11 protein-coding genes are annotated in these 13,455 nt (G+C 71.0%); 8 read left to right on the top strand and 3 right to left on the bottom strand.

Annotation, left to right across the window (positions count from 1 at the left end; translation table 11 throughout):
* Window positions 1–32: 32 nt before the first annotated feature.
* Window positions 33–857, bottom strand: coding sequence for a maleylpyruvate isomerase family mycothiol-dependent enzyme (locus ACWD10_RS17850; RefSeq protein WP_451091911.1), 825 nt, complete (start codon window positions 855–857; stop codon window positions 33–35).
* Window positions 858–1,016: 159 nt separating this feature from the next.
* Here ACWD10_RS17850 and ACWD10_RS17845 point away from each other — a divergent pair, with 159 nt between their 5' ends.
* Complete coding sequence (locus tag ACWD10_RS17845; RefSeq protein WP_451091909.1) at window positions 1,017–1,790, top strand: carbon-nitrogen family hydrolase; 774 nt, start codon at window positions 1,017–1,019, stop codon at window positions 1,788–1,790.
* Window positions 1,791–1,802: 12 nt separating this feature from the next.
* On the opposite strand, the gene ACWD10_RS17840 is transcribed toward ACWD10_RS17845, so the two are convergent.
* Window positions 1,803–2,276, bottom strand: a complete 474-nt coding sequence (locus ACWD10_RS17840; protein WP_451091907.1) for an SseB family protein — start codon at window positions 2,274–2,276, stop codon at window positions 1,803–1,805.
* A 129-nt stretch (window positions 2,277–2,405) separates the two neighbouring features.
* Between ACWD10_RS17840 and ACWD10_RS17835 the strand changes: the two genes are divergently transcribed.
* The 5 genes from ACWD10_RS17835 (at window position 2,406) to ACWD10_RS17815 (ending at window position 9,802) form a co-directional block, all read left to right on the top strand.
* A complete protein-coding gene (locus ACWD10_RS17835; protein WP_451091905.1) occupies window positions 2,406–4,232 on the top strand; it encodes an acyl-CoA dehydrogenase in 1,827 nt (608 codons plus the stop codon).
* Window positions 4,233–4,395: 163 nt separating this feature from the next.
* Complete coding sequence (locus tag ACWD10_RS17830; protein WP_451091903.1) at window positions 4,396–6,150, top strand: LuxR C-terminal-related transcriptional regulator; 1,755 nt, start codon at window positions 4,396–4,398, stop codon at window positions 6,148–6,150.
* Between the two features lie 156 nt (window positions 6,151–6,306).
* Window positions 6,307–6,852: a pyridoxamine 5'-phosphate oxidase family protein gene (locus tag ACWD10_RS17825; protein WP_451091901.1), complete on the top strand. Its 546-nt coding sequence runs from the start codon at window positions 6,307–6,309 to the stop codon at window positions 6,850–6,852.
* The gene (locus ACWD10_RS17820) at window positions 6,849–8,264 is read left to right on the top strand and encodes an FAD-binding oxidoreductase (protein WP_451091899.1); all 1,416 of its coding nucleotides are present in this window, start codon (window positions 6,849–6,851) and stop codon (window positions 8,262–8,264) included. Before ACWD10_RS17825 ends, ACWD10_RS17820 begins: the two co-directional genes overlap by 4 nt.
* A 191-nt stretch (window positions 8,265–8,455) precedes the next feature.
* Window positions 8,456–9,802, top strand: a complete 1,347-nt coding sequence (locus ACWD10_RS17815; RefSeq protein ID WP_451091897.1) for a M18 family aminopeptidase — start codon at window positions 8,456–8,458, stop codon at window positions 9,800–9,802.
* Window positions 9,803–9,814: 12 nt separating this feature from the next.
* On the opposite strand, the gene ACWD10_RS17810 is transcribed toward ACWD10_RS17815, so the two are convergent.
* Window positions 9,815–11,629, bottom strand: coding sequence for a thioredoxin-like domain-containing protein (locus ACWD10_RS17810; protein WP_451091895.1), 1,815 nt, complete (start codon window positions 11,627–11,629; stop codon window positions 9,815–9,817).
* 63 nt (window positions 11,630–11,692) lie between these two features.
* Here ACWD10_RS17810 and ACWD10_RS17805 point away from each other — a divergent pair, with 63 nt between their 5' ends.
* Together ACWD10_RS17805 and ACWD10_RS17800 are read left to right on the top strand one after the other, a co-directional pair.
* Entirely contained in the window at window positions 11,693–12,199 is a 507-nt protein-coding gene (locus ACWD10_RS17805) for an LURP-one-related/scramblase family protein (RefSeq protein ID WP_451091893.1), read from the top strand.
* 146 nt (window positions 12,200–12,345) lie between these two features.
* On the top strand, window positions 12,346–13,299 hold the full coding sequence (locus ACWD10_RS17800; RefSeq protein WP_451091891.1) for a pirin family protein: 954 nt from the start codon (window positions 12,346–12,348) through the stop codon (window positions 13,297–13,299).
* Window positions 13,300–13,455: the final 156 nt, after the last annotated feature.

Here is a 13,455-nt window from a genome sequence, read left to right as displayed (position 1 = left end):
AGGCCCGGGCAGTTCCTGGTCGTTCGCCGGGGCTACGGCGTGACGGCCAGGTTCTCCAGGATCGCGTCCGCCAGCTGCCGGTCGCCGTCCGCCTTGACCTTCTCGCTCACCGCGGCGGCCTTCACGCGCCCGCAGCCCAGCTTGTAGAAGGTCTCCCAGTCGAGCGCCAGCGTCACGGCGGGCCCGAGCGAAGGGGAGTTGTCGACGCTGCCCTTGCCCTCGGCGTCGACGCGCACGGTGCGCAGGAAGTCGACCGGGCCGCCCACGTCGAAGATGACCGCGGAATTGGCCGGTGCCCCGGCCCGCTTGGCGACGACGCCGGGCAGTGCGGAGATCAGCACGTCCCGGGTGACATAAGCGCCGGGGGAGTCCAGATTGCCGGGCTTGTTCAGGGCGGTCCGCAGGTCCTGCTCGTGCACCCAGGTGTCGAACGCCCGCTTGCGGAAGGCCTCTTCGAGCGATTCCTCGTTCCCGAGGGGGCCGCGCACCTTGGTCTGCGGGTCCCGGCTCTCGTTCCGCAGCTGCCGGGAGCGGCGGATGATCGTGTACTCCAGCTCGGCGAGCATCTCCGGCGCCGTGTGGTGGCGGCGCACGTCGACCTGTACCTCCATGTACCGCTGCGACTCGTTCGTGACGTGGAACAGGTCGCGCGGCAGCGAGTGGATGGGCCGCGGGTCGCCGAGCATCTCGCAGTCAAGCCCGATGACGTGGGAGATGATGTCCCGCACCGACCAGCCCGGGCACGGGGTCGCCCGGTTCCACTCGCCCTCGACGAGCGGCGTCACCAGCTCGGATATCGCTTCCACGGCATGGGTCCAGGCGTCGGCGTAGGTCTGAAGGCTGGGATGGACGGTCACGTGACCCCTCGGGCGGTTCGGCTGTCGTACGTGTGGCGAGCAGAGTGTCTGGGTCCCTTAAGTTACGCTGCCGCGGGGTCCCGTTGCAGTGCTTTCGTGCGACGATCGTAGGCGGTTGTCCAGGAAAGTCGACGGCTCGAATGCCAGGACGGTGGTAGTGTGCGCGCCTCGCTCATCCAGATCGCAGTAGACCCCGATGAAACGGTCAATTCGCGTCGTGAGCGCGCCGCTTCGCTGGTACGGGATCAGGCCGGTGCCGACCTGGTGGTGCTCCCCGAACTGTGGACGACGGGCGCCTTCGCGTACGAGTCCTTCGCCGCCGAGGCGGAGCCGCTTCAGGGGCCGACGTACGAGACGATGGCGAAGGCCGCGAGTGAGGCGAGGGTCTGGCTGCACGCCGGTTCCATCGTGGAACGCGCCCCCGACGACACCCTCTTCAACACCACCCTGGTCTTCTCGCCGACCGGTGAACTCGCCTGCTCCTACCGCAAGATCCACCGCTTCGGCTTCGACAAGGGCGAGGCCGTGCTGATGGGCGCGGGCAGCGAACTCGCCACGGTGCGCCTTCCGGAGACCACGCTCGGCCTCGCGACCTGTTACGACCTGCGCTTCCCGGAGCTGTTCCGGGGCCTGATCGACGCGGGCGCCGAGACGCTGGTGGTCGCGGCGGGCTGGCCGGAGCGGCGCCGGGCGCACTGGTCGCTGCTCGCGCGGGCGCGCGCGGTCGAGAATCAGGCGTACGTCCTGGCCTGCGCCACGGCGGGCACGCATGCCGGGGTCGCGCAGAGCGGGCACAGCGTGGCGGTCGACCCGTGGGGTGAGGTGCTCGGCGAGGCGGGCGCGGGCGAAGAGGTGCTGTCCGTCGAGTTCGACCCGGCGAAGGTCGCGGAGACGCGGGAACAGTTCCCCGCGCTCAAGGACCGGGTGCTCTGAGGCCCTGGCTGCTCAGCCGTACATCCGTCGCATGGCGAAGTCGACCATCTGCTCCACGGCCTTGGCGTCGAAGACCATGCGGTGTTCGCCCTCCATGTCGAGGACGAAGCCGTACCCGGTGGGGAGCAGGTCGATGACCTCGGCGCCGGTGATCACGAAGTACTTGGACTCCTTGCCCGCGTACCGGCGCAGCTCCTTGAGCGAGGTGAACATCGGGATCACCGGCTGCTGGGTGTTGTGCAGCGCGAGGAAGCCCGGGTTGTCGCCGCGCGGGCAGTAGACCTTGGAGCCGGAGAAGATCTGCTGGAAGTCCTCGGCGGACATCGAGCCGGTGGTGAAGGCGCGTACGGCGTCGGCGAGGGAGGGTGGCGACGGCTCGGGGTAGAGCGGTGCCTGCTGTCCGTAACCGCCGGGCGCCTCATGGGGCGGGGGCTGCGGAGGGGCGTAGTGCTGCTGTCCGCCCGTGCTCTGGTCGTAGCCGTACATGGTCCGAGCGTACTGCGTCACAGATGACCCGTTAGGGGTTGCTTCTTATTACCGACGGGTAGCATCATCGTAGCTACTTGCTGGTACTGATCCCTGTTGATCCCGAATCCTGCTTACGGAGCCGTCGCCATGGGGCACTACAAGTCGAATCTCCGCGACATCGAGTTCAACCTCTTCGAGGTGCTCGGCCGCGACAAGCTGTACGGCACCGGCCCGTTCGCGGAGATGGACGTCGACACCGCCAAGAGCGTCCTGTCGGAGCTGACCCGTCTCTCCGAGAACGAGCTGGCGGAGTCCTTCGCCGACGCCGACCGCAACCCGCCGGTCTTCGACCCGGAGACCAACACGGCGCCTGTTCCGGAGTCCTTCAAGAAGAGCTACAAGGCGTTCATGGACTCCGAGTACTGGCGGCTCGGCCTGTCCGAGGAGATCGGCGGCACCACCGCCCCGCCGTCCCTGATCTGGTCGTACGCGGAGCTGATCCTCGGCTCGAACCCGGCCGTGTGGATGTACTCCTCCGGCCCGGCGTTCGCCAACATCCTCTTCGAGGAGGGCAACGAGGTCCAGAAGAAGATCGCCGAGATCGCCGTGGAGAAGACCTGGGGGTCGACCATGGTGCTCACCGAGCCGGACGCCGGTTCGGACGTCGGCGCCGGTCGCACCAAGGCCGTGCAGCAGGAGGACGGCTCCTGGCACATCGAGGGCGTGAAGCGCTTCATCACGTCCGGTGAGCACGACATGGAGGAGAACATCCTCCACTACGTTCTCGCGCGCCCCGAGGGTGCCGGTCCGGGCACCAAGGGCCTGTCCCTCTTCCTCGTCCCGAAGTACCTCTTCGACTTCGAGACCGGCGAGCTGGGCGAGCGCAACGGCGTCTACGCCACCAACGTCGAGCACAAGATGGGCCTCAAGGCCTCCAACACCTGCGAGATGACCTTCGGTGATCAGCACCCCGCCAAGGGCTGGCTGATCGGCGACAAGCACGACGGCATCCGCCAGATGTTCCGGATCATCGAGTTCGCGCGGATGATGGTCGGCACGAAGGCCATCTCGACGCTGTCCACCGGCTACCTGAACGCCCTTGAGTACGCCAAGGAGCGCGTCCAGGGCCCCGACCTGGCACAGTTCATGGACAAGACCGCGCCGAAGGTCACCATCACGCACCACCCGGACGTACGCCGCTCCCTGATCACGCAGAAGGCGTACGCCGAGGGCATGCGCGCCCTGGTCCTGCACACCGCGGCCGTCCAGGACACCATCGCCATCAAGGAGGCGAACGGCGAGGACGCCTCGGCGGAGGAGGCGCTCAACGACCTGCTCCTGCCGATCGTCAAGGGCTATGGCTCCGAGAAGGGCTACGAGCAGCTCGCCCAGTCCCTGCAGACCTTCGGTGGCTCCGGCTTCCTGCAGGAGTACCCGATCGAGCAGTACATCCGGGACGCCAAGATCGACACCCTCTACGAGGGCACCACGGCGATCCAGGGCCAGGACTTCTTCTTCCGGAAGATCGTCCGCAACCAGGGCGCGGCCCTGAACCAGCTCGCCGAGGAGATCAAGAAGTTCCTCGCCGTCGGCAGCGGCGGCGACGAGCTCGCCGCGGCCCGCGAGGAGCTCGCCAAGGCCGCGGGCGAGCTGGAGGGCATGGTCGGCGTCATGCTGACCGACCTCGCCGCCACCGAGAAGGACGTCAAGTCCATCTACAAGGTGGGCCTCAACACCACCCGCCTCCTGATGGCCTCCGGTGACGTGGTCGTCGGTTACCTGCTGCTTCGCGGTGCGGCGGTGGCGCAGGAGAAGCTGGCGAGCGCCTCCAGCAAGGACAAGGCCTTCTACACCGGCAAGATCGCGGCCGCGAAGTTCTTCGCCGCCAACATCCTGCCGGGCGTGGCCGTGCAGCGGACCCTCTCCGAGGGCGTCGACCTCGACCTGATGGAGCTGGACGAGTCGGCTTTCTGAGGCTCGTGCCGAGCCGCGTTGCCCGTGACGGCCTGACGGCTGTGACGGCCCGTTCTCCCGGTGGGGTCGGCCCCGGGGGAACGGGCCGTTGCTGTCTCCCGGTTCCTCCTATTCTGAGAACTGGAACGGGGCCGCTCTTCTGAGAACGGGAAGGGGGCCGCTCATGGTGACCGTCGACGACCGCGTCGAGCAGGCCCGGGAGGCCGCCGCGCGGGACGAGTGGCGGGAGACCTACGCCCTTCTCCACCGCCTCCCGCCCGACGCCCTCGACGGCGATGCCTTGACGCTGCTCGCCTGGGCCGCCTGGTGGACCGGACGACAGCGGGAATCCATCGACGTCCGGGTGCGCGCCTACACCGCGTACGTCGCCGGGGGTGACGACCGGGCCGCAGGGGCCAGTGCGTGGATGCTGTTCGCCGACTACCAGGACATCGGCCACCCGGCGACGGCCACCGGCTGGCTGCACCGGGCGCACGAGCACCTGGACGGCCTTCCGCAGTGTCTGGAACAGGCGTATCTGGCCTGGACGGAGGCCGAGAGCGCGGCCGACCGCGGCGACCTGGACGCGGCCCTCGACGCCGCGGCGCGGATGGGCCGGATCGCCCAGGACCGCGGCAGCCGGGACCTGTTGGCGATGAGCCGACAGGTGCACGGCGCGATCCTGCTGGCCCACGGTCGTACCACCGAGGGCATGGCGCTGCTCGACGACGCGATGTGCGCGGTGACCGCGGGGGAGCTGAGCTCCCTGTTCACCGGCTGGATCTACTGCCTGGCCCTCACCCGGTGCATGGCCGGCGCCGACCTGGCGCGCGCCGCCGAGTGGACGGACGCGGCGATGCGCTGGTGTGCGACGCACTCGGCCGACAACCCGTTCCGGGGCCTGTGCCGGGTGCACCGGGTGGAGGTCCTGGACCTGCGCGGCGACTGGGCGGGGGCGGAGGCGGAGGCGGCCCGGGTGTGCACCGAGGTGGCCGACGGTAGCGCGGCGGTGGCGGGCGAGGCCCAGTACGTCGCCGGGGAGATCCACCGGCGGCGCGGCGAGTGGGCGGCGGCCGAGGCCGCGTACGCCCGCGCCCACGAGCTGGGCCGCGCCCCGCAGCCCGGGCTCGCCCGGCTGCGCCTGGCCCAGGGGCACGCGGACGCGGCGGCGGCCGCGCTGCGGCTCGCGCTCACGGACGCCTCGGGCGACGTGCCGGGTGGCGCGCCGGGGGGCGTGCCGGGCGACGTGCCGGGGGGCGACGTCCTTCAGTACGCCCGCCTCCTGGCGGCCCGGGTGGAGGTCGAGCTCGCGCTGGGCGCGCCGGACGTGGCCAGGGCGGCCGCCACGGAGCTGTCCGCCCTCGCCGAGCGGGCCCACCCCGACGCCGTCCTCCTGTCGGCCCTCTCCACGACCGCCCGGGCGGCCGTGGCCCTGGCCGGTCATCCCACCCGCACCTCGGACGGCTCGGACGGCCCGGCCCCCGGGCGGTCCGACGGCTTCCGCCACGCGCTCCTCCTCCTGCGGCAGGCCCTCGGCATGTGGCTGGATCTCGGGGTGCCGTACGAGGCGGCTCAGGTACGGATGATGCTGGCCGCCGCCAACCGGGCCGCCGGGGACAGCGAGGGCGTCGTCATGGAACTGCGGGCCGCCCGCACCGCGTTCGACTCCCTCGGAGCCGTGCCGGACGCCCGGCGGGCCCGCGCCCTGCTCGACTCCGCACCGGGCCGCCCGCCGCGGGGGCTGCCCGGCGGCCTCTCGGTCAGGGAGGCGGAGGTACTGCGCCTTGTGGCGGCCGGGCGCACCAACCGGGAGATCGCCGTCGCCCTCACCATCAGCGAGCACACCGTCGCCCGCCACCTCAACAACATCTTCGCCAAACTCCAGGTGTCCTCCCGCGCCGCCGCCACCGCCTTCGCGGTCTCCCACGACCTCGCCTGAGCCGCCCCCCCGCCCCCCCGGGCACGGGCTGACCGTGCGGGCCGCGCTCCGTGCGGGCCGTCGCGCCATGGGCCGTTCTGACCATCCCGGCCGTACGACGCGGAATGGGCCGTTCACGCGATGCCGCGCCGCGCCTGCCCGGCCTACAACGAGGGCATGACCTGCACATCCACCACACCGCAAGGAGACGCCGCAGCCGTCCGGGCCGTCTTCCGGTCCACCTCCCATGCCCTGACCGCGCCCCTCAGCGCGTTCCTCGCGCAGCACGTCTTCGCGACCGTTGCCACCCAGGATCCCGACGGGCGGCTGCACGTCGTGCCCGTGAACTACCTTTTCGAGAACGGCCGTTTCTACATCGCCACCTCCTCCACCAGCCGCAAGGCCCGCAACGCCGCGGCCCGGCCCGAGCACGTCACCGTGACCGTCGACGACCGCGACACCATCGCGTGGGTGTCCGCCAGCGGCCCCGTCGAGGTCCTCACCGGGCAGGCCGCGAAGGACGTCAACGGCCGTCTCCACCTGCGGGCCTGGGGAGCCGAGGCGGTCGCCGTGATCGGCCCGTTCCTGGAGCGCACCGACGACGTCACCCTCGCGCTCACACCCACCTCCTGGCGCTCCTGGGACTTCCGTTCCACCGTCCCGCCCGCCATGGCGCGCGCCGGAATCCCCCGCGCGACGCTCGAAAGGCTCTTCCCGTCATGACCACTCCCACGACGACTCGCTCGACCACCCCCACGACCACCGCACCCGACCTGGAGCCGCTGCGCGACGCCGTGCACGGCGACGTCATCGGCCCCTCCGACCCCCGTTACGACACGGCCCGCCGCGTCTACAACGCGATGCACGACAAACGCCCCGCCGTGGTCGTCCGCGCCGTCGACGCCGCCGACGTCATCGCCGCCGTGAACTTCGCGCGCGACGAGGGCCTGGCACTCGCCGTACGCGGCGGCTCCCACGCGGTCGCCGGGCACGGCACCTGCGACGACGGCCTGGTCCTCGACCTCGGCCGGATGCGCGGCATCCGCGTCGACCCCGGGCAGCGCACCGCCCGCGCCGAAGGCGGCTGCACCTGGGCCGACTTCAACCACGCCACCCACGGCTTCGGCCTCGCCACCACCGGCGGCGTCGTGTCGACCACCGGCATCGGCGGCCTCACCCTCGGCGGCGGCATGGGCCATCTGGCCCGCCGCCACGGACTGAGCGCCGACAACCTCCTGGCCGCCGACGTCGTCACCGCCGACGGCGCCCTCGTCCACTGCGACGCCGAGCACGCCCCCGACCTGTTCTGGGCGCTGCGCGGCGGAGGCGGCAACTTCGGCGTCGTCGTCTCCTTCCAGTACCGGCTGCACCCGGTGGCCACGGTCCTCGGTGGGCCCACCTTCTATCCGCTGGACGGCGACGTGGCCCGGCGCTGGCGCGAGCTGATCGCGGACAGCCCACCGGAGTTCAACAGCCTCTTCGCGCTGGCCCTCGGCCCGCCCGCGCCGTTCCTGCCCGAGCGGTGGCACGGCCGCCCGCTGTGCGCCGTCGTCACCTGCTGGAGCGGGGCGGAGGACGAGGACGACGCGGTCCGCGCCCGCCTGAAGACCCTCGGGCCGGTCCTCGGCCAGTACGTCGAACGCATGCCGTATCCGGTGATCAACACGCTCTTCGACGCGGACCTGCCGCCGGGGCTCTACCACTACTGGAAGGGCAACTTCAGCCGCGAGCTGTCCGACGGCGCCATCGACGTCCACCTGTCCTTCGCGGAGAGCCTGCCGTCCCTGCAGACGTACACGATCGTCTTCCCCGTCGACGGCGCCTGCCACCGGGTCGGTCCCGCCGACACCGCGTTCGCCTATCGCGACGCCGCCTTCTCGACGGCCTTCGGCCCCAGCTTCAGCGACCCCGCCGACATCGAACGGAACGTGGCCTGGTGCCGCGCCTACGACCGCGCGCTGCGCCCGCACACGGAAGAGGGCGGCTACGTCAACTTCCTCAGCGACGACGACCAGGACCGCATCCACGCCAACTACCGCCAGAACTACGCCCGTCTGGCCGAGACCAAGCGCCGCTACGACCCCGGCAACCTCTTCCGGATCAACCACAACATCACCCCTCAGCCCATCCCATGACCGGCGAGGCGGCAGAATCACCGCGCAGCCGGTACATGAGCAGCAAAGACGCCCCCATACCAGCCATATCCGCGCGCGACCGGCGGTCACTTTCGCGATGCTTGGGCGCGCCTAGCGCGCCGCCTGGTGCACACGGGCCCTCTCCCCTTACACACGGGAGGAGGGCCCGTGTCCGTCGTTAAGGTGAACCCATGAGCAACCCCGCCACCCCCGCCGTTCCCGTACCGCTGGCTGCTCGCTTCGACCGCGGGCACACCGACGACCTGATGTCGTTCCTCGCGGCGAGTCCATCGCCGTACCACGCGGTGGCGAACGCCGCCGTACGCCTGGAGAAGGCCGGGTTCCGGCAAGTGGCGGAGACGGACGCGTGGGACGGGAGCAGCGGCGGCAAGTACGTGCTGCGCGGCGGCGCCATCGTCGCGTGGTACGTCCCGGAGGGTGCCGCGGCGCACACCCCGTACCGGATCGTCGGCGCCCACACCGACTCGCCGAACCTGCGGGTCAAGCCGCTCCCGGACACCGGCGCGCACGGCTGGCGCCAGGTCGCCGTGGAGATCTACGGCGGCCCGCTGCTCAACTCCTGGCTCGACCGCGACCTCGGCCTGGCCGGGCGGCTGACCCTGCGGGACGGCTCGGTCCGTCTCGTCAACGTCGACCGCGCCCTGCTCCGCGTACCGCAGCTGGCCATCCACATGGACCGGCAGATCTACGACAAGGGCCTCCAGCTCGACAAGCAGAAGCACATGCAGCCCATTTGGGGCGTGGTCGACGCAGCTGACAAGGACGGGCCGAACGAGGGCGACCTGATCCGCTTCCTGGAGCGGGAGAACGGCCTGGCGGAGGGCGAGGTCACCGGCTGGGACCTGATGGTGCACTCCATCGAGCCGCCGTCCTACCTGGGCCGCGACCGGGAGTTGGTCGCCGGTCCGCGGATGGACAACCTGATCTCCGTGCACGCGGGCACGGCGGCGCTCGCGGCGGTGGCCATGGAGCGCGGCGCGGACCTGCCGTACATCCCGGTCCTGGCCGCCTTCGACCACGAGGAGAACGGCTCGCAGTCCGACACCGGGGCGGACGGCCCGCTGCTCGGCTCGGTCCTGGAGCGCTCGGTCTTCGCCCGCGGCGGTACGTACGAGGACAAGGCCCGGTCCTTCGCCGCCACGGTCTGCCTCTCCTCCGATACCGGCCACGCGGTGCACCCCAACTACGCGGAGCGCCACGACCCGACGCACCACCCGATGGTGAACGGCGGCCCGATCCTCAAGGTCAACGTCAACAACCGCTACGCGACGGACGGTTCGGGCCGCGCGGTCTTCGCCGCGGCCTGCGAGAAGGCGGGCGTGGCCTTCCAGTCCTTCGTCTCCAACAACGCGATGCCGTGCGGCACGACGATCGGCCCGATCACCGCCGCACGCCAGGGCATCAAGACCGTGGACATCGGCGTCGCGATCCTGTCCATGCACAGCGCGCGCGAACTGTGCGGCGCCGATGACCCGTTCTTGCTGGCGAACGCGCTGGTGGCGTTCCTGGAGGGCTGACGGCCCGGTACGTCAGGCGTCCATCCCGGCGAGCACGAGCGGCAGCCGGTCCGCGCCGCCCTCCGTGACGCGGATCGGAACGCCCCAGTCCTGCTGGTGGACGTGGCAGGCCGGGTACTCGTTGGCCGGGTCGTCGTCACAGGAGGCGGCCATGGCGGAGACGTGCAGGACGCCTTCGCCGAGCGCCGGGTTGAGGGTGAGCTCGCGGTGCAGATCCGTGCCCGCGCCCTCGCCCGCGGTCAGCAGCTCCGGCGGGGTCGAGGAGACGAGCAGCCGGGTGGACGGGCCGTACCGGGTGTCGAGCTTCTGGCCCGCCGGGGCCTGGAAGACCACGTCGAGGCCGAGCGTGCCGGGGGCGACCTCGGTGGCGGCCCGCTGCGTGCGATGGGCGACGGCCTCGACGCGCACCGCCTCCTCGGGCAGGCGCAGCCGGGTGAGCCGGTGCCGGGCGGACTCGACGACCACGATGTCCTCGCCCACGAGCACAGCGTCCGAGGGCTCCCGCAAGTCCGTGGCCAGGGTGGTGACTTCGTCGCTCGCGGGGTCGTAGCGGCGCAGCGCGTGGTTGTACGTGTCGCAGACCGCGACCGAGCCGTCCGGGAGCGCCGTGACGCCCAACGGATGCTGGAGCAGGGCCTGTTCGGCCGCGCCGTCGCGGTGCCCGAAGTCGAAGAGCCCGGTGCCGACGGCGGTGTGGACGACGCGGTCCTTGCCGATCCACCGCAGGGCGCTGGTCTCGGAGTCGGCGATCCAGAGCCGGTCCTCGGCGGCCGCGAGCCCGGACGGCTGCGCGAACCAGGCCTCGGCGGCAGGCCCGTCGACCAGCCCTTCATTGGTCGTGCCCGCCGCCACCTGCACGGTTCCGGCCTCGGGGTCGTACGTCCACAACTGGTGAACCCCCGCCATGGCGATCCACACGAGCCCGTCGAACCAGGCCACGTCCCAGGGCGAGGAGAGGTCGACCTCGCGGGCCGGACCGGAGGTCGCGGACCCCTGCCACCACTGCCGCCCGGTCCCGGCCACGGTCTCGACGGTTCCCGTCCTCGCGTCATACGTCCGCAGCGCATGGTTGACCGTGTCGGCGACGATCACCCGGCCGTCGGGCAGCAGCGCGAGCCCCTGCGGCTCGCTGAACGCGTCGTCGCCGAAGCCGCGCGCGCCGGAGCCGATCCGCCGTACGACCGTCTCCCCGTCCGCGTCGAACTCGACGAGCTGGTGCCGGGTGGAGTCGGAGACCAGGAGGCGCCCGGACTCGGGCAGCCGCACCGCCTTCCCGGGAAAGCGCAGGTCGGTGGCGACCGGCTCCGGCGGTACGTACGGGCCTTCGCCGCGCCGCAGCGTCCCCTTCGCCTCGTGCTCGGCCTCGAGCTCCTCGACGAGCGTGGCGATGGCGTGCGCATGCCCCTCGCCCGCGTGCTGCGCGACGACGTACCCCTCGGGGTCGATCACCACGAGCGTGGGCCACGCGCGCACGGCGTACTGCTTCCAGGTGGCGAGCTCGGGGTCGTCGAGCACGGGGTGCTCCACCCCGTACCGCTCGACCGCGTCGACGACGGCGGCGTGCTCGGCCTCGTGCACGAACTTCGGCGAGTGCACCCCGACGATCACGAGCGTGTCCCGGTGCTTCTCCTCCAGCTCCCGCAACTCGTCCAGGACGTGCAGGCAGTTGATGCAGCAGAAGGTCCAGAAATCGAGTACGACGACGCGGCCGCGCAGATCCGCGAGGCTCAGCTCCTTACCGCCGGTGTTCAGCCAGCCGCCCTTGCCGACCAGCTCGGGGGCGCGGACACGGGGGCGGCGGGACGTCGACTGTTCCTGGTTGCTCATGGATCCAGGATGCACGGGCACGGGGTGGCCGGCGGAACCGGGGAGCGGGGTAGGCATGGCCGCATGAAATACCTCGTACGCGACCGCATCTTCGGCATCGGCGACGACTACTGGATCGAGGACGAGAGCGGCCGCAAGGCGTTCCTCGTCGACGGCAAGGCCATGCGGCTGCGCGACACCTTCGAGCTGAAGGACCCGCAGGGCCGGGTGCTCATCGATATCCGCGCCAAGCTGTTCAGCCTGCGGGACACGATGACCATCGAGCGGGACGGTGAACCCCTGGCCACCATCCGGCGCAAGCGTTTCTCGCTGCTGCGCAACCACTACCGGGTCGCCCTGGCCGACGGCAGCGAGCTCGACGTCAGCGGCAAGATCCTCGACCGCGAGTTCGCCGTCGAGTACGAGGGCGAGCTGCTCGCGGAGATCTCGCGGCGCTGGCTGCGGGTGCAGGAGACGTACGGCGTGAACGTGGTGCGCGAGGAGGCGGACCCCGCGCTGCTCATCGCGGTCGCGGTGTGCGTGATCCGGCTCGCGGAGAAGGAACGCGGGGAGAGGGCGGCGACGGGCTGAGCCCTGTTCAGACGTCGGCCTTCGACGGTCATGCCCTAGGTCATGTCATAGGGGCGCCCGGGAGGAATGCCTCCCGGGCGTTCAGCGTTACCGGTGGCAGAAAGTCCAATGTTCAACTATTCTTGCCCCACAAGGAGGTACCCGACATGCCTGCAGTGACCGTCGAGAACCCGCTGACCCTGCCCCGTGTGGCGGCCGCCGCCGACGCCGTGGAGCGTCCCGTCCTGGCAGTGACGACCGCGCCCAGCGGATTCGAGGGGGAGGGCTTCCCGGTGCGCCGCGCGTTCGCGGGCATCAACTACAAGTACCTCGACCCGTTCATCATGATGGATCAGATGGGTGAGGTGGAGTACCAGCCCGGCGAGCCCAAGGGGACGCCGTGGCACCCGCACCGCGGCTTCGAGACCGTCACCTATCTGATCGATGGCACCTTCGTGCACCAGGATTCGCATGGGGGCGGCGGCACCATTCACAACGGTGACACCCAGTGGATGACGGCGGGCTCCGGACTGCTCCACATAGAAGCGCCGCCGGAGGAGCTCGTGACGTCCGGCGGGCTCTTCCACGGCCTCCAGCTGTGGGTGAACCTGCCCGCCAAGGACAAGATGATGGACCCGCGGTACCAGGACATCCGCGGCGGCCAGGTGCAGCTGCTCACCTCGCCCGACGGTGGCGCGCTGCTCCGCGTCATCGCCGGTGAGCTCGACGGGCACGAAGGGCCCGGCATCACCCACACCCCGATCACGATGGTGCACGCCACCGTCCGCCCCGGTGCCTCCGTGACGCTGCCCTGGCGCCAGGACTTCAACGGTCTCGCGTACGTCCTCGCGGGACGCGGCACCGTCGGCGGCGAGCGGCGGCCGGTGCACATGGGGCAGACCGCGGTGTTCGGCGCCGGGTCCGCGCTGACCGTACGGGCCGACGAGCGGCAGCACGGACATACCCCGGACCTGGAGGTCGTCCTGCTCGGCGGGCAGCCGATCCGCGAGCCGATGGCGCACTACGGACCGTTCGTGATGAACAGCCACGCCGAACTGGCCCAGGCCTTCGATGACTTCAAGGCGGGTCGGTTGGGGCAAGTTCCCGCAGACGAGTCCTAGGGGACCGTACGCCTGACGAACACTCGCCGCCCGCGACCGGGCGCGGGCAGTCGGACCTCTCAGCACGTCTCCACGGCACCTCTCGGGCCCGGCACATGAGTGCTCCCCCAGGCCATCCGATCGCCAGGGGGAGCACTCATCTGCCGGGCCCGAGAG

Source organism: Streptomyces sp. NPDC002851, from assembly GCF_053591935.1.
Note: the sequence above shows the minus strand (reverse complement) of the source record. Positions and strands in the feature narration are given on the sequence as shown.